Source organism: Flexivirga sp. B27, assembly GCF_052905685.1.
The window spans coordinates 133,314-149,422 of the sequence record NZ_JBPYUM010000005.1 but is presented as its reverse complement, the minus strand read 5'-3'; the positions used below and the strand labels follow the sequence as shown (position 1 = coordinate 149,422).

Below are 16,109 nucleotides of genomic sequence, written 5' to 3'. Positions count from 1 at the left end.
AACGGGCGATTTCCTGGGCCTCTCGGTGCGTTTCTGAGCCTCTCGGCGAAAGGGGGGTGCCGGGGTGGGCTCAGTATCGGAGGATCAGAAGGACTCCTCCGGCAGCTCCATCAGGTCGAGGCCGGTGGCCTCGGCGATGGCGCGCTCGGCTGCGATCTTCGGCAGCACGTTGGCGGCGAAGAACTTCGCCGCCGCGACCTTGCCGCGGTAGAACGCCTCGTCCGAGCCGGCGTCGCCCGCGTCCAAGCGGGCCTGCGCAACCTCCGCGCCGCGCAGCAGCAGCCAGCCGATGACCAGGTCGCCGGCGGCCAGCAGGAAGCGCGAGGTGTTCAGGCCGACCTTGTAGATCTCCTTGGCCTTGCCCTCCTCGAGCGCCGACATCGCAGTCGTGGCAAGCCATTCGGCGATGCCCTGCACGTCGGCGAGCGCGGTGCCGAGCAGTTCGCGCTCGTCCTGCAGACCGTCGTGCCCGTCGCCGCCCTTGACCGTCTCGGTGATCAGACCGGCCAGGTGCATCAGCGACGCGAACTGGTCCTTGACGATCTTGCGGAAGAAGAAGTCCTGGCCCTGGATCGCCGTGGTGCCCTCATAGAGCGTGTCGATCTTGGCGTCACGGACGTACTGCTCGACCGGGTAGTCCTGCAGGAAGCCGGAGCCACCGAAGGTCTGCAGTGACTCCGTGCCCAGCAGCACCCAGGCACGCTCGGAGCCGACACCCTTGACGATCGGCAGCAGCAGGTCGTTGAGCTTGCTGGCCATTTCGGCGGGCGAGCCGGCCTCGGGCTGCTCGGAGCCGGTGCGCTGGAACTCCTGGTCGACGATGTCCTGCTGGCTGGCTGTGTAGAGCACCAGCGAGCGCAGGCCCTCGGCATACGCCTTCTGCAGCATCAGGCTGCGGCGCACGTCCGGGTGGTGGGTGATGGTGACGCGCGGGGCGTCCTTGGCCGGCGTGGTCATGTCGGCGCCCTGGACACGCTGCTTGGCGTAGTCGAGCGCGTTGAGGTAGCCGGTCGACAGGGTGGCGATCGCCTTGGTGCCCACCAGCATTCGCGCGTGTTCGATGACGCGGAACATCTGCGCGATGCCGTCGTGCACGTCGCCGAGAAGCGTGCCGACGGCCGGCTCGCCGTCGCCGAAGGTGAGCTCGCAGGTCGTGGAGACCTTCAGGCCCATCTTGTGCTCGACGTTGGTGGTGTAGACACCGTTGCGCTCGCCGAGCTCACCGGTCTCGAGGTCCACGTGGTATTTCGGCACGATGAACAGCGACAGGCCCTTGGTGCCCGGACCCGCGCCCTCGGGGCGGGCCAGCACGAAGTGCACGATGTTGTCGCTCATGTCCTGCTCGGCGGAGGTGATGAAGCGCTTCACGCCGGTGATGTGCCAGGTGCCGTCGGGCTGCTGCACGGCCTTGGTGCGGCCGGCGCCGACGTCCGAGCCCGCATCGGGCTCGGTGAGCACCATCGTGGCGCCCCAGGAACCCTTGGCGATCCACTTGGCCATCTTCTTCTGGTCGTCGGTGCCCAAGATGTAGAGCAGCCGGCTGAAGGCGAACGTTGCGGCATACATGCCGATCGCCGGGTTGGAGCCGAGCACGAGCTCGTTCATCGCCCACTTCAGCGAGGGCGGCACAACCGTGCCGTCGAACTCCTTGGGCAGGTCGACTGCCTGGAAGCCCGAGTCGAGGTAGGCCTGGTAGGACTTCTTGAAGCTCTCCGGAAGCTGCGCGGACTTGGTCTGCGGGTCGTAGACCGGCGGGTTGCGGTCGGAGTCGAGCAGGCTGTCGCCCAGCTCGTTCTCGGCCAGGCGCGCGAGCTCCTTGATCATTTCGCGTGCGGTGTCGGCGTCGACCTCGTCATACGGGCCCGAGCCGAGGACGTCGCCGCGGCCGAGGACCTCGAAGAGATTGAACTCCAGGTCTCGGACATTGCTCTTGTAATGGGACACGGTTCCTCCAGAATGGCCCTACTCGTCAGTAACTTCATTGTGCTACTCGTCGGTAGAGCAAGCAAACCCGGGGGTGGGTATGTCGTGCCGGCCGAGCGTGCGAGCGCGCTGCCTGCACGGGCCGCCGCTGGTGGGGGACAATCGCAGCAGGAGGTGCGTGATGCGGCATACCGAGGAAGCGCCGGCCGTGACCGAGGCCCTGGCACTGTTGCGCGAGAAGGGTGAGCGGGTGACCGCTGCGCGGCGAGCCGTGCTGCAGGTCCTCGACGGCGCGAGCGGTCACCTGTGCGCCGAGGACATCGCCGGTCGGGTCGACGCCGCCGAGCCGGGCGTGCACCGGGCGACGGTCTACCGGTCGTTGCAGTCGCTGACCGAGCTCGGCATCGTCGCGCACACTCACGTGCCCGGAAGCGCGACGATCTACCACCTGAAGCACTCCGCCGCTGCTCAGCACGCGCACGCGCACCTGCAGTGCACGACCTGCGAAGGGTTCTTCGATGTGCCGACCGACTGGTTGGCACCGCTCGCCGAGCGACTGCGTGATGAGCTCGGTTTCGAGTTGGACGCCCAGCATGCGGCGCTGCTGGGCACCTGCGCCGAATGCCGCGACCACTTCGCCGACTGACGCAACACACGGCGAGTGACGCATTTGCAAATGCGTCACCCGCCGTCAAATGCGTCACTCGGCGTGGAGGCCTACTCCTTGGCGACCAGCGTCAGCACGTCGTATGTCGCAACGGCTTCGCCGTCCTGGTTCGTCACCAGGCAGTCCCAGCGCACCTCGCCGTAGTCGGCGGTCTGCCGCGGCGTGATCTGCTTCGCGGTCAGCTGCACGCTGATCGAGTCGCCGGCCTTGACCGGGGTCAGGAAGCGCAGGTTGTCGACGCCGAAGTTGGCCAGCACCGGACCCGGGTTGGGCTCGACGAACAGGCCGGCCGCGAGCGACACGATGAGGTAGCCGTGCGCCACGATGCCGCCGAAGATCGGGTTCTGCGCGGCGGCTTCCGGGTCGGTGTGTGCATAGAACGTGTCGCCGGTCCTGGCGGCGAACTCGTCGATGTCCGCACCGGTGATCGTGCGGCTGCCGGTCTCGATGGTGTCGCCGATCTGCAACTGCGCCAACGACTTCCGGAACGGATGTGTGTCGGAGGTGTCGCGCGCGGAGCCGGTCGTCCAGCGGCCGGTGATGGCGGTCAGCATGTCCGGCGAGCCCTGGATGGCGGTGCGCTGCATGTGGTGCAGGATGCCGCGGACGCCGCCGAGCTCCTCGCCGCCGCCGGCGCGGCCGGGGCCGCCGTGGACCAGCACGGGCAGGGGTGAGCCGTGACCGGTCGACTCCTTCGCGTCGTCGCGGTTGAGCACCAGGATGCGGCCATGCCAGGGTGCGACGCCCTGCACGATCTCGCGTGCGACGTCGGCGTCGTTGGTGACGACCGAGCCGACCAGGCTGCCCTTGCCCCGGGCGGCCAATTGCACTGCGTCGGAGGCGGATCCGTAGCCGATGACCGATGCGACGGGGCCGAAGGGCTCGACGTCGTGCACCTGGGTGGAGTCGGCGTGCGCGCGCAGCAGCACCGGCTGGATGAAGGCGCCGCGCTCGTCGCCGACGGAGGCGTCGGGGTCGCCATACACGACGTCGGCGGCGGAGCGCAGCGCCTCGATCGCCTTGCGCACCTCGTCGCGCTGTGCGAGCGACGCGAGCGGGCCGACTCGGGTCGCCTCGTCGCGCGGGTCTCCGACGGCGGACTTCTCGAGGCGGGCGCTGATCGCCTCGATGACCGGGTCGATCATGCCGTCCGGCACGATCACCCGGCGGATGGCGGTGCACTTCTGTCCGGCCTTGACCGTCATCTCGGTGACGACGCCCTTGACGAAGAGGTCGAACTCCGGATCGTCGGTCGTCACGTCGGTGCCGAGCACGGAGCAGTTCAGCGAATCGGCTTCGACACCAAGGGAAACGCCGTCGTGCAGCACGGACTCGTGCCGGCGCAGGATGCCCGCCGTGTGCGCCGACCCGGTGAAGGCGACGGAGTCCTGGACGGACAGCTCGTCGAGCAGCGTGCCGGCGCTGCCGGCCAGCAGTTGCAGGCTGCCCTCGGGCAGGATGCCGGCCTCGATGATCCGGCGGACGGCGAGCTCGGTGAGGTATGCCGTCTGGCTGGCCGGCTTGACGATGCTCGGCAGGCCGGCGATGAAGGCGGGGGCGAGCTTCTCGAGCATGCCCCACACCGGGAAGTTGAACGCGTTGATCTCGACCGCGACGCCCGGGCGCGAGGTGAAAACGTGCTGGCCGACGAAGCTGCCGCCCTTGCTCAGCTGCTCGAGCGGCCCGTCCGGCGCGATCGTCGTATTGGGCAGCTCGCGGCGAGCCTTGCTGGAGTAGCTGAAGACGGTGCCGATGCCGCCGTCGATGTCCACCCACGAATCCCGTTTGGTGGCACCGGTTTTGAACGAAGCGTCATACAGCTCGTCCTTGACCTCGGGCTTGGACAGCAGCAGTGCGACGTCCTTCATCAGCATCGCGCGCTGGTGGAAGGTCAACTCGCGGACGGCCGGGCCGCCGACCTGCCGGGCGTGCCGGACCATGGCGCCCAGGTCGACCCCGCTGCTGCTGATCCGGGCAACGGGTTCACTCGTCGTGGCGTCCAGCAGCAGGTCGCCTTCGGCGTCGGAGCGGAACCACGATCCTGCGGCGTAGCTCTCGAGCATGCGTGCGTCTGTCACGGGGTGGCTCCTTCAGGTCGTTGCCAACTGCGGCGGTTGCATGCCAGACTAATAACTGACCACTCGGTCTGTAAATACCGCAGGAGGAGATCGTGCAGGTTGACCAGGCACCGTTGGAGGACGCCTTCCAGGCGACCATCGCCGGCAACGACCGCATCGAGCCGCGTGACTGGATGCCGGAGAAATATCGCCAGACGCTGATCCGGCAGGTTGCGCAGCACGCGCACTCGGAGATCATCGGGATGCAGCCCGAGGGCAACTGGATCAGCCGCGCGCCGTCACTGCGCCGCAAGGCCGTGCTGCTGGCGAAGGTTCAGGACGAGGCCGGCCACGGCCTCTATCTCTATTCCGCGACCGAGACGCTCGGGGTGTCGCGCGATGAGCTGACCCGCCGGTTGATCTCCGGCAAGCAGAAGTACTCCTCGATCTTCAACTACCCGACGCTCACGTATGCCGATGTCGGCACGATCGGCTGGCTCGTGGACGGCGCGGCGATCTGCAACCAGGTGCCGCTGTGTCGCACCTCCTACGGCCCCTACGGCCGGGCGATGATCCGCATCTGCAAGGAGGAGTCCTTCCACCAGCGGCAGGGCTACGAGCTGCTGATGACGATGATGCGCGGGTCCGACGAGCAGCGCGAGATGGTGCAGGAGTCGGTCAACCGCTTCTGGTGGCCGGCGCTGATGATGTTCGGCCCGCCGGACGGCGACTCGCCCAACACCGCGCAGTCGATGGAGTGGGGCATCAAGCGGCATACGAATGACGAGCTGCGGCAGCGTTTCGTCGACATGTCGATGCCGCAGGCGGAGGCGCTGGGTGTCACCTTCCCGGACCCGGAGCTGAAGTGGAACGACGAGCGTGGCTCCTACGACTACGGCGAGCCGGACTGGGACGAGTTCTGGGCCGTGGTCAAGGGCAACGGTCCGTGCAACGCGCAGCGTCTCGCACACCGCAAGGCGGCATACGACGACGGCGCGTGGGTGAGGGACGCCGCGTCTGCAGCCGCCGCGAGGAACGAAGCGGAGGCGTCGCAGGCGCGGGTTGAGCAAGCCCCGCGGCCGAGCCTGCGAGGCAGCGACGGGCGCGTCGAAACCATGCAAGAGGGCGAGATTACGGGAACTCAAAATGACTGACAACACATCGAATTCGGCCGAGTGGCCGCTCTACGAGGTCTTCATCCGCAGCAAGCGCGGACTCAATCACGTGCACGTCGGGTCGCTGCACGCGCCGGACGCGGACATGGCCCTGATGCATGCCCGTGACGTCTACACACGGCGCAACGAGGGTGTGTCGATCTGGGTCGCGCGGTCGGCGGACATCACCGCGTCCAGCCCGCAGGAGAAGGATCCGCTCTTCGCACCGAGCGGCGACAAGGTCTACCGCCACCCGACGTTCTACGAGATCCCCGACAACGTCCCGCACATGTAGCCCACTCGGCGAACAGTCAGTGACCAGAAGGAAACAGTTCCGATGAGCGAACACATCACCGAGCCCACCGAGGGCGAGCACGACAACGCCTATGCCGGGCTGCTGGGCAACGACGCCCACTGGGCGTTCGGGACCGACTTCGAGGACCCGCTGGCCGGTGTCGACACGACGATCCCGGACGGCGTGGACGCCGGCGAATTGGCGCAGTACTGCTTGATGCTCGGCGACGACGCCTTGGTCTACGCACAGCGGTTGTCGGAGTGGACCAGCCGCGCTCCCGACCTCGAGGAGGACATCGCGATAGCCAACATCGCGCTGGACCTCGTCGGCCAGGCGCGGCTGCTGCTCGCGCGTGCGGCTGCAGCCGACCAGTCGGTGGTGCCGGCGCTGCCGGAGGGCTCCCCGGTGCCCGACGAGGACCGCCTCGCCTACTTCCGCAGCGCCGACCAGTTCCGCAACGTGCGACTCGCCGAGCAACCGAACGGCGACTTCGCCGAGCTGATTGCACGGTTGCTGGTGATGTCCACCTGGCGGTTGGCGATCCTGCAGCGGCTGGTCGACCACCCCGACGCGGTCGTCGCCGCCATCGCCGCCAAGGGCGTCAAAGAGCTTGCCTACCACCGTGATTACGCGGGTCGTTGGTTCGTGACACTGGCCAAGGGCACGCAGGAGTCACACCGCCGGCTGACCGACGCGATGGCTTCGGTGTGGCCGTTGCTCCCCGAGCTGGAGACCTCGACCGAGGTGGAGTCGCGAGTCGGCGTCGACCCGGCGTCGCTCGCCGACGAGATCGACGTCGTGCTCGGCCAGGTGCTTGCCGTCGCGGGTGTGCCCACACCGGACACCCCGGCGCTCGCGGGTGTCCAGGGGCGGACCGGGCGGCACGGCATGCACTCCGAAGCGCTGTCCCTGTTACTGGCGGAGATGCAGGTGGTCGCCCGTGAGCACCCGATGGGGCGGTGGTGACGATGACGACCGCAACGGTGCAGCCCACCGTCGTCGAGCGTGCGTGGCAGGTCGCTTCCGAGGTCACCGACCCGGAGCTGCCGATGCTGACCCTCGCCGACCTGGGGGTGCTGCGCGACGTCCGGCAGGACGACGACGGCGAGATCGTCGTGGCGATCACGCCGACCTATTCCGGCTGCCCCGCAATGGCGACCATGCGTGACGACCTGGTGCGTCGCCTGCAGGAGGCCGGCTTCACCTCGGCACGGGTCAGCGTGCAGCTCAGTCCGCCGTGGACTTCCGACTGGATCTCCGAGAGCGGCCGAAAAGCCTTGTCCGACAACGGCATCTCGCCACCTGGGAAGGCCCCGCGCGGGCCGGTCAGACTGCAGCTGATGCCGACCCGGCGCGTCATACAGTGTCCGCAGTGCGGGTCCGACGACACCGAGGTGACCAGCGAGTTCGGCAGCACTGCCTGCAAAGCGCTCTATCGGTGCCTTGTGTGCGGTGAACCCTTCGACCACGTGAAGGAAATCTGAAGTGACGACGCTGTCTCCCGAAAGTGACATCAACTCCCGCACGGCGCCGTTCCGGAAGCTCGTGGTGCATGATGTCGAGCAGCTGACCGACGACGCCGTCGCGGTCACCTTCGACGTGCCGGAGGAGTTGCGCGACGAATTCGCTTTCGCCGCAGGGCAGGCGCTGACGCTGCGCCGGACCGTCGATGGTGTCGAGCACCGTCGCACCTACTCGATCAGCTCGCCCGTCGGCAGTCTGCCGCGCATCGGCGTCCGGGAGATCCCCGACGGTCTCTTCTCGCGATGGCTCGTCCGGGACATTCGCCCGGGTGACACCGTCGAGGTGCAGGGGCCGAGTGGCAACTTCCGCGCCGACCCGGGCCAACCCGCTCGACACCTGTGCATCGCAGCCGGCTCCGGCATCACGCCGATGTTGTCGATCGCGAGCTCCGTTGTGACACATCCGGGCTCGACGGTGACGATGCTCTATGGCAACCGCTCCACCAACACGGTGATGTTCGCCGAGGAGCTTGCCGACCTCAAGAACGCCAACCATCAGCGCTTCGACCTGATCCATGTGCTGTCGCGTGAGCCACGCGACGTCGAGCTCTTCTCCGGGCGGCTCGAGGGTGACCGGTTGCGCACCATCCTGCGCGAGCTGGTCCCGCTGGACCTGATCGACCACGTCTGGTTGTGCGGCCCGATGGAGATGCTCACCGAGGCGCGCACGATCCTGGAGGAGCTGGGTGTCGGCAAGGACCGCATCCACTACGAGTTGTTTTACGTCGATGCGCCGCCTCCGCAGCTGCGGCACGCGGACACGATCGTCGAGGGCGAAACCTCTGATCTGACAGTAGTTCTCGACGGCCGCAGCACCACGACCCCGGTGTCGAAGACCACGACGGTGCTCGACTCGGCGCAGCAGAAGCGCCCCGACATGCCGTTCGCTTGCAAGGGCGGGGTCTGCGGCACCTGTCGAGCCAAGGTCACTTGCGGTGAGGTCGAGATGGTCCGCAACTACGCGCTGGAGGACGCCGAGGTCGAGCAGGGCTTCGTCGTCACCTGCCAGAGCTTCCCGATCAGCGACGAGGTCACCGTCGACTTCGACGCCTGATCGAGCGAGCACGATCAACCTGCCCGATCAATCAGCCCGACCGAACCACAAGGAGCAGCAATGCCGGAGGCTTTCGTCCTCGACGCGATCCGCACACCGATCGGGCGGTATGGCGGTGCCCTCGCCGGACATCGTCCCGACGACCTGGCGGCGTTGGTCGTGGGCGAGGTCGTCCGACGCTCGGGCGTCGACCCCGAGCGCATCGACGAAGTCATCCTCGGCGCCGCGAACCAGGCCGGCGAGGACAACCGCAACGTCGCCCGTATGGCGCTGCTCCTGGCCGGATTGCCGCAGAGCATCCCGGGATTCACCGTCAACCGGTTGTGCGCGTCCGGGCTGACGTCGATCACCCTTGCGCGAGCGATGATCGCCGCGGGCGACGCCGACATCGTCGTTGCCGGCGGCGTCGAGTCCATGACCCGCGCACCGTGGGTGCAGGCGAAACCGGCACGCCCGTGGGCCAAGCCGGGCGCAAGCTTCGACACCTCGATCGGCTGGCGATTCACCAACCCGCAGTTCGAGGCGGACACCACGTTGTCGATGCCGCAGACCGCCGAGCGCGTCGCCGAGCAGTGGAAACTCACTCGCGAGGAGATGGATGCCTTCGCACTGAAGTCACACCAGCGCGCGGTCAGTGCCCGTGACGCCGGCCGGTTCGACGACGAGATCATCGCGGTCGATGACGTGAAGAGGGACGAGGGGCCACGCCCCGACACCACTGCGGAGAAGCTCGCCAAACTGCGGCCGGTCAACAAGCCCGACGGGCTCATCACCGCAGGCAACGCATCATCCCTGAACGACGGCGCCGCCGCTGTCGTGGTCGTCTCGGAGAAGTTCCTTGCTGAGAGCGGCTTGCAGCCGAAGGCGCGGATCGTCGCCGGTGCGAGTGCCGGCGTCCCGCCCGAGATCATGGGCATCGGTCCGGTGCCGGCCACCCGCAAGGCGATGGATCGCGCCGGTTGGCAGACCGATTCACTGGACGCGATCGAGCTCAACGAAGCCTTTGCGTCTCAGTCGATCGCATGCATCCGCGACCTGGAGTTGGACGCCGACATCGTCAACTCCGACGGCGGTGCGATCGCCTTGGGGCACCCGCTCGGTTGCTCCGGCACCCGGCTGGTCGTGACGCTGCTGCGCCGGATGCGCGACACCGGCGGCAAGCGCGGGCTCGCCACCATGTGTGTGGGTGTCGGCCAGGGATCTGCTCTTCTCCTGGAGACGCTGTGAGCGCCGTCGAGTTGGAGCCCGGTGAGGACCGGGTCGTCATACGCCTGAACCGACCGGAGGTCCGCAACGCGATCGACGCCGACACGGTCGCCGCGTTGCACGAGGCGTGCGAGCTGCTGGAGCGCGACCCGCGGATCGCGCTGATCACCGGCAGCGGAGGCATCTTCGCCGCAGGCGCCGACATCGGCCAACTGCGCGAGCGCCGTCGGGACGACGCTCTGCGCGGGATCAACTCGGGCATCTTCGACCGGATCCGCAAGCTGCCGATGCCGGTGATCGCGCTGATCGACGGCTATGCCCTCGGCGGCGGAGCCGAGCTGGCCTACGCGTGCGACTTCCGGCTCGGCACACCGACCGTGAAGATCGGCAACCCGGAGCCTGGCCTCGGCATACTCGCTGCTGCTGGTGCTTCGTGGCGGCTGGCCGAGCTCGTCGGTGAGCCGCTGGCCAAGGAGATCCTGCTGGCCGGCCGGGTGCTGACTGCGGAGGAGGCATTGAGTTGTCGTCTGCTCAACGACATCGTCGAGCCGGACGAGCTCGACGCCGCGGGTATGGCGCTCGCCGACCGCATCGCGCGGCAGGCTCCGCAAGCGGTGCGGCTCACCAAGTCGGTGTTCCACGCGCCGCGTGAGGCGCACCCGCTGATCGACGACATCGCCCAGGCGGTGCTCTTCGAGACCGAGGAGAAATACGACCGGATGACTGCTTTCCTGGAGCGTAAAGCCACGGGTTCAGCCGCCAAGACCACCGGGCCTAGCGGCCCGAGGTCTCGTCGCTGACGCCGTGGTTACTGCCTGTGTTGGATGAGACTCGAAAGGACCGCAAGAAGTGACGAAAAACGCGCTGCCCCAACGCATTGGCGTGATCGGCGCCGGCCGGATGGGCGCCGGCATCGCGCACGCATTCCTGCTCGGAGGCGCCGACGTGGTCGTCGTCGAGAGCTCGCCGGAGGCGGCTGCCGCGGGCCAGGAGCGGATCGAGCGGAGCCTGGCGAAGTCTGCCGAGCGCGGTCAGAGCGAGCACGGTGCGGTCACCATGACCACCGACCGACAGGCGCTCGCCGGTTGCGGTCTGGTCGTCGAGGCCGTGCCGGAGGATGCCGACCTGAAGGCCGAGGTGCTGACCGAGATCGCCGGCATCGCCCCCGACGCGTGGCTCGGAACCAACACCAGTTCGCTGTCGGTGACCGATCTCGCGGCGCGGCTGCCACAGCCGGAGCGGCTGATCGGCCTGCATTTCTTCAACCCGGTCCCCAGCAGCTCGCTGGTCGAGATCGTGGTGTCCCCGACGACGGCGGACGAGTTGACCGCTGCAGCTCAGGGCTGGGTCGCCGCGATCGGCAAAACCGCTGTGACCGTGCAGGATTCGCCCGGATTCGCCAGCAGTCGTCTCGGTGTGATGATCGCGCTGGAGGCCATGCGGATGGTCGACGAGGGCGTCGCCAGTGTGCAGGACATCGACGCTGCGATGGAGCTCGGCTACCGGCACCCGGTGGGCCCGTTGAAGACGACCGATTTCGTCGGTCTCGACGTGCGGCTGGCGATCGCCGAGCATCTGGAGCGCGAGCTCGGTCCGCGCTTCGCACCGCCGCAGGTCCTGCGCGACAAGGTCGCCGCCGGTCACCTCGGTCGCAAGACCGGCCAGGGCTTCTACGACTGGAGCACGGAGAAGTAGCACCAATAGTTCGGTCCTGCAGAGAGTGCGCCTTACAGCACTTTCTGCAGGACCGAAGGTGGTTCACGCGTCCTGGAAGAGACCCTCCGCGAGCGGTGTCGGCGAGCCGAAGCGGTGCGCGGTGACGGCGACTGCCTGCTCGTGCAGGAACGTCAGCATCTCGACCCGACCCGCCTCGAGCACCGGCTGGGCGTAGAGCGCGATGTCGGCGCGGCCGTCACTTGCTGTCGCGAATCCGGCGCGGGTGCCACCGATCAGGCGCACCCGGTGCGGTGCATCGGCACCCTGCAACAGCGACGTCCACGCGGCAGTGTCGTCTTGACGGACCGCCACGCCGGCCGAGGTGAGTGCCGACCGGATCGCCTGGTCGACCTCGACGTCAGCACCGAGCGACACCGTCATCGGCGCGCCCGCAGCGATGCCTGCTGCGGCGATCCGGACCAGCTGGACCGGCTCGTCCGCCTCGACACGCACGGTGACGGGGACCGGCTTGTAGCGAAAGACGTTCTTCTCCGCCAGCAGTCCGGAAACGTCCTTGGCAGTGCCGAATTCGTCCCGCCAGGCGAGCGCGTCCGACCCGGCGGCACGGCGCAGGTAGTCGGTGTCCTCGCCGGTCAGTCCCGTCGTGTCGAGTAGTCGTTGGACCTTGGCCGAGATCGGTGCGGCCGCGGTCGCCAGCTCCGACGACCAGTCGGTGAGGCCGACCAGGTAATTGGGGCCACCGGCCTTGGTGCCTGCGCCGACGGCCGACTTCTTCCAGCCACCGAACGGCTGCCGGCGGACGATCGCTCCGACCGTGGTGCGGTTGACGTAGGCATTGCCCGCCTCGACCCGCTCGATCCAGGTCTCCAGCTCGCTGCGCTCCAGCGAGTGCAGTCCGGCGGTCAGCCCGTAGTCCGTCTCGTTCTGTATGGCGATGGCTTCGTCCAGGTCGGAGGCTGCGATCAGGCCGAGGACGGGGCCGAAGTATTCGGTCAGGTGATATTCCGAGCCGCGCTTGACACCGGTCTTCACACCCGGTGACCACAGGCGCCCCTCGTCGTCCAGCTGTCGCGGCTCGACCAGCCACGATTCACCCGGATCCAGTGTGGTCAGAGCCTTTTTCAGCTTTCCAGCAGCCGGCTCGATGATCGGGCCCATCTGCGTCGTCGGATCGCTCGGCAGGCCCACCTTGAGTGAGGTGACCGCGTCTATCAGCTGGGTGCGGAAGCGGTCCGACGTCGCCACGGACCCGACCAGGATGCCGAGCGATGCCGCCGAGCACTTCTGGCCGGCGTGCCCGAAGGCGGAGTTGACCAGGTCCTTCACCGCCAGATCGAGGTCGGCGTTTGGCGAGACGATCAACGAGTTCTTGCCCGATGTCTCGGCCAACAGCGGCAGGTCCGGACGGAAGCTGCGGAAGAGGGCGGCGGTGTCGAACGCACCGGTCAGGATGAGCCGGCCCACCTTCGGCGAGGAGACCAGCGCGCGGCCGACTTCGTTCTCCGGGACATGCACCAGGCGCAGCACATCCTTGGGAACGCCTGCAGCCCACAGGGTTTCGACCAGCACGGATCCGCAGCGAGCCGCCTGCGGTGCGGGCTTGACGATCACCGCGGAGCCGGCAGCCAGGGCGGCCGCCATGCCACCGGTCGGTATGGCGAGCGGGAAGTTCCACGGCGGCACGACCAACGTCAGCTGGACGGGCTGTGGCTTCGCGCCGTCGACCGTCTCGAGGGACTCGGCCTGGTCCGCGTAGAAGTTGAGGAAGTCGATCGCTTCGGAGACCTCGGGGTCGGCCTGGTCGAGAGTCTTGCCGCATTCCGACGCGGCGACCTCCAGCAGCTCGGCCCGGCGCTTCTCGAACTCCACCGCGGCAGTGCGCAGCACGCGCGCCCGCTCCGTAGCGGATCGCGAGCTCCACGCCGCGCCGGCGGCCCGGGTGTCGTCGACGATCGACTCGACGGCAGACGTGTCGTCGACGGAATGCGCTGCAACCAGGTCGTTTCCGAGAGTCGAGGTGGCGACGCGCTCGATGATCTGCGCACCCCACAGGCGGTTGCCGAGCAGGGACGGGTCGGTGTCGGGGGTGTTCGCGAACTTGGTGAGTGGCTCCGTGTCGACCGGCTTTCGTCGGTCCTGGACGCGGTTGGGTGTCGGGACCGTGTCGGTCACCGCAGCCAACGACGCGACGAAACGATCCTTCTCGCGCTGGTAGAGCGCGGTGCTGTCGTGCAGCTCGAAGACCGCCGACATGAAGTTGTCCTGGCTGGCGCCCTCCTCGAGCCTGCGCACGAGGTAGGAGATCGCGACGTCGAAGTCCTTGGGGTGGACGACCGGCACGTAGAGCAGCAACTTGCCGACGGTCTCGCGCACCGCCTCGGCCTGACCCTCGGCCATGCCGAGCAACATCTCGAAGTCGACGTGATCGCGAACACCGTTGCGACCGGAGAGGATCCACGCGTAGGCAACATCGAAGAGGTTGTGTCCTGCGACGCCGATGCGCACGTTCGCCGCGTGCTCCGGCTGGAGTGCGTAGTTGAGCACGCTGAGGTATGACGTGTCGGTCTCCTGCTTGCTGCCCCACGTCGCCAGCGGCCAGCCGAAGAGCGACGCCTGCGCACGCTCCATCGGGAGGTTGGCACCCTTGACCAGCCGCACCTTGATCGGCGCACCGCCGCGGGCCCGGCGTGCAGCGGCCCACTCCTGGAGCTTGATCATCTCGCCGAGTGCGTCCGGCAGGTAGGCCTGCAGGACGATGCCGGCCTCGAGGTCGAGCAGCTCGGGGCGGTCGAGGAGCTTGGTGAAGACGTCGACGGTGATGTCGAGGTCGTGATACTCCTCCATGTCCAGGTTGATGAACTTTGCTGTGCCGGAGGCGCTTTGGGTCGCTGCGTACTGGTAGAGCGGCAGCAGCCGCTCCACGACGTGGTCGACCGCCTGGTCGTGCGACCAGGGGGAGTGCGGGGCCACCGGGGAGGACGCCTTGATCGAGACGTAGTCGACGTCGGGGCGCTCGAGCAGGCGGCGCGTCCCGTCATACCGGCTGCCGGCCTCGGCCTCGCCGAGGACCGCTTCGCCGAGAAGGTTGATGTTGAGGTTGACGCCGCGCTTCTTGATGCGCTCGATCTGACTGCCGAGCTTGGAGTCCGTGGCGTCGATGAGCAGGTGACCGACCATGCGCCGCAACACTTTTCGCGCAATGGGTATGACGACTCCCGGCGCTGCGGACGACAACGGACCACCGGCGCGCAGCGCGGCGCGTTGATACCACGGCAGGAAGTCGGGGGTGTCCGCGACGATCTCGCGCAACGCCTGCGCGGCGACTTCGGAGTCCTCCGGGCGGATGACCCGGTCGACGAAGCCGACGGTGAACTGCAGTCCGCTGGGGTCCTTCAGCACCTCGGCGAGCCGCTTCGCCGACGCATGAACCGGCTTCGCGGCGGATGCGTCGAGCCATGCCTTCACCTGGGACTCGACGTCGGTCACCAGTTGCGGGTCGATGCCGGGCAGGTCTTGCATGGTCGGTGATCACCTCGGAGAAGTCTGGATAGTCCGACTTCGAGTATCGGGCCCGGCATAGCTTCAGGTAAAGCGACGTTTTCCAAGGGTTATCGTTCGGTTAAGGTGAAGCATGCTTGACGTCCGACGACTGCGCCTGCTGCGCGAGCTGAGTGGCCGCGGCACCATCGCCGCAGTGTCCGAGGTGCTGCATCTCAGCCCGTCGTCGATCTCCCAGCAGCTGAGCCAGCTGGAGCGCGAGGTCGGCGTGACGCTGCTGCGGAAGTCGGGTCGACGCCTGGAGCTCACGCCTGCTGCGGAGGTCCTGGTCGAGCACACCGAGCGCATCCTCAGCCAGCTGGAGGAGGCCGAGAGTGCTGCGATCGGGGTGTCGGGTGAGGCATCCGGGACGCTGCGGATCGCCGTCTTCCAGTCTGCGGCGGTCGCATTCATGCCACGGCTGCTCGCCGAGCTGGCGACCGCGCACCCGCGGCTGCGCGTCACCATGTCGCAGCGCGAGCCCGAGGAGGGCCTGCGGGAGACCGCCGCGCACGAGTTCGACCTGGTCATCGCCGAGCAATACCCCAACCACGCCGCTCCTCGCTATCCCGCGCTCGACCGGGTCCCGCTCACCACGGACGCGCTGCGGCTGGCCGTGCCTCCGTCGGGTGCGCGGTGGGAGGCGGTCCGCACGATCGCCGATGTCGGCGGCCTGCCGTGGGTGATGGAGCCGCACGGCGCTGCGTCGCGGCATTGGGCCGAGCAGCTCTGCCGCCAATCAGGATTCGAGCCGGACGTGCGCTTCGAGACCGACGATCTCGAGGCGCACATCGCGCTGATCGAGGCGGGCAGCGCCGTTGCGGTCGTCCCCGATCTGATGCTGGTGCGTCGTCGCCCGCAGGTCCGGTTGATCGACCTGCCCGGAGCGCCGCGCAGGTCGGTCTTCACTTCGGTCCGGACCTCGAGCGTGGACACTCCCGGGGTCCGTGCCTGCCGGGAGGCGTTGGCCGAGGTCTTCCCGGCCACCGTGGAGCTGGACCCCGACTGAGCTGGCC

The 16,109-nt window shown here is 67.9% G+C and carries 13 protein-coding genes; 10 read left to right on the top strand and 3 right to left on the bottom strand.

The window, feature by feature from the left end:
* Nucleotides 1-84: 84 nt before the first annotated feature.
* On the bottom strand, nt 85-1,944 hold the full coding sequence (locus tag ACSZL9_RS17480; RefSeq protein ID WP_446666794.1) for an acyl-CoA dehydrogenase: 1,860 nt from the start codon (nt 1,942-1,944) through the stop codon (nt 85-87).
* Between the two features lie 160 nt (nt 1,945-2,104).
* Between ACSZL9_RS17480 and ACSZL9_RS17475 the strand changes: the two genes are divergently transcribed.
* A complete protein-coding gene (locus ACSZL9_RS17475; RefSeq protein ID WP_446666793.1) occupies nt 2,105-2,569 on the top strand; it encodes a Fur family transcriptional regulator in 465 nt (154 codons plus the stop codon).
* 71 nt (nt 2,570-2,640) lie between these two features.
* On the opposite strand, the gene paaZ is transcribed toward ACSZL9_RS17475, so the two are convergent.
* Nucleotides 2,641-4,653 carry a phenylacetic acid degradation bifunctional protein PaaZ gene (gene paaZ, locus ACSZL9_RS17470; RefSeq protein WP_446666924.1) on the bottom strand — a complete coding sequence of 671 codons (2,013 nt, stop codon included), beginning with the start codon at nt 4,651-4,653 and terminating at the stop codon, nt 2,641-2,643.
* A gap of 107 nt (nt 4,654-4,760) precedes the next feature.
* Here paaZ and paaA point away from each other — a divergent pair, with 107 nt between their 5' ends.
* Genes paaA through ACSZL9_RS17430 form a run of 8 tightly spaced genes read left to right on the top strand, consistent with a single transcriptional unit; the run spans nt 4,761 to nt 11,574 of the window.
* Complete coding sequence (gene paaA / locus ACSZL9_RS17465; RefSeq protein ID WP_446666792.1) at nt 4,761-5,801, top strand: 1,2-phenylacetyl-CoA epoxidase subunit PaaA; 1,041 nt, start codon at nt 4,761-4,763, stop codon at nt 5,799-5,801.
* Nucleotides 5,794-6,096 (top strand): 1,2-phenylacetyl-CoA epoxidase subunit PaaB, encoded by a 303-nt coding sequence (gene paaB / locus ACSZL9_RS17460; RefSeq protein ID WP_446666791.1) that lies wholly within the window; start codon nt 5,794-5,796, stop codon nt 6,094-6,096. The genes paaA and paaB overlap by 8 nt, the downstream gene beginning before the upstream one ends.
* A 42-nt stretch (nt 6,097-6,138) precedes the next feature.
* Complete coding sequence (paaC, locus tag ACSZL9_RS17455) at nt 6,139-7,062, top strand: 1,2-phenylacetyl-CoA epoxidase subunit PaaC (protein WP_446666790.1); 924 nt, start codon at nt 6,139-6,141, stop codon at nt 7,060-7,062.
* A 2-nt stretch (nt 7,063-7,064) separates the two neighbouring features.
* A complete protein-coding gene (gene paaD / locus ACSZL9_RS17450) occupies nt 7,065-7,580 on the top strand; it encodes a 1,2-phenylacetyl-CoA epoxidase subunit PaaD (RefSeq protein WP_446666789.1) in 516 nt (171 codons plus the stop codon).
* Between the two features lies 1 nt (nt 7,581).
* Nucleotides 7,582-8,673 carry a 1,2-phenylacetyl-CoA epoxidase subunit PaaE gene (gene paaE / locus ACSZL9_RS17445; RefSeq protein ID WP_446666788.1) on the top strand — a complete coding sequence of 364 codons (1,092 nt, stop codon included), beginning with the start codon at nt 7,582-7,584 and terminating at the stop codon, nt 8,671-8,673.
* A gap of 60 nt (nt 8,674-8,733) precedes the next feature.
* A complete protein-coding gene (locus tag ACSZL9_RS17440; protein ID WP_446666787.1) occupies nt 8,734-9,900 on the top strand; it encodes a thiolase family protein in 1,167 nt (388 codons plus the stop codon).
* A complete protein-coding gene (locus ACSZL9_RS17435) occupies nt 9,873-10,679 on the top strand; it encodes an enoyl-CoA hydratase/isomerase family protein (protein ID WP_446666923.1) in 807 nt (268 codons plus the stop codon). Before ACSZL9_RS17440 ends, ACSZL9_RS17435 begins: the two co-directional genes overlap by 28 nt.
* A 49-nt stretch (nt 10,680-10,728) precedes the next feature.
* Complete coding sequence (locus tag ACSZL9_RS17430) at nt 10,729-11,574, top strand: 3-hydroxyacyl-CoA dehydrogenase family protein (protein ID WP_446666786.1); 846 nt, start codon at nt 10,729-10,731, stop codon at nt 11,572-11,574.
* A gap of 63 nt (nt 11,575-11,637) precedes the next feature.
* On the opposite strand, the gene ACSZL9_RS17425 is transcribed toward ACSZL9_RS17430, so the two are convergent.
* A complete protein-coding gene (locus ACSZL9_RS17425; protein WP_446666785.1) occupies nt 11,638-15,075 on the bottom strand; it encodes a bifunctional proline dehydrogenase/L-glutamate gamma-semialdehyde dehydrogenase in 3,438 nt (1,145 codons plus the stop codon).
* A 112-nt stretch (nt 15,076-15,187) separates the two neighbouring features.
* Between ACSZL9_RS17425 and ACSZL9_RS17420 the strand changes: the two genes are divergently transcribed.
* Nucleotides 15,188-16,102 (top strand): LysR substrate-binding domain-containing protein, encoded by a 915-nt coding sequence (locus tag ACSZL9_RS17420; protein ID WP_446666784.1) that lies wholly within the window; start codon nt 15,188-15,190, stop codon nt 16,100-16,102.
* Nucleotides 16,103-16,109 lie beyond the last annotated feature (7 nt).

What these genes read in the sequence shown, in the direction of transcription:
- ACSZL9_RS17475 (WP_446666793.1), top strand. Translation starts at nt 2,105, where the DNA reads ATGCGGCATACCGAGGAAGCGCCGGCCGTGACCGAGGCCCTGGCACTG.
- paaZ (WP_446666924.1), bottom strand. Translation starts at nt 4,653, where the DNA reads ATGCTCGAGAGCTACGCCGCAGGATCGTGGTTCCGCTCCGACGCCGAA.
- paaB (WP_446666791.1), top strand. Translation starts at nt 5,794, where the DNA reads ATGACTGACAACACATCGAATTCGGCCGAGTGGCCGCTCTACGAGGTC.
- paaC (WP_446666790.1), top strand. Translation starts at nt 6,139, where the DNA reads ATGAGCGAACACATCACCGAGCCCACCGAGGGCGAGCACGACAACGCC.
- paaD (WP_446666789.1), top strand. Translation starts at nt 7,065, where the DNA reads ATGACGACCGCAACGGTGCAGCCCACCGTCGTCGAGCGTGCGTGGCAG.
- ACSZL9_RS17440 (WP_446666787.1), top strand. Translation starts at nt 8,734, where the DNA reads ATGCCGGAGGCTTTCGTCCTCGACGCGATCCGCACACCGATCGGGCGG.
- ACSZL9_RS17425 (WP_446666785.1), bottom strand. Translation starts at nt 15,075, where the DNA reads ATGCAAGACCTGCCCGGCATCGACCCGCAACTGGTGACCGACGTCGAG.
- ACSZL9_RS17420 (WP_446666784.1), top strand. Translation starts at nt 15,188, where the DNA reads ATGCTTGACGTCCGACGACTGCGCCTGCTGCGCGAGCTGAGTGGCCGC.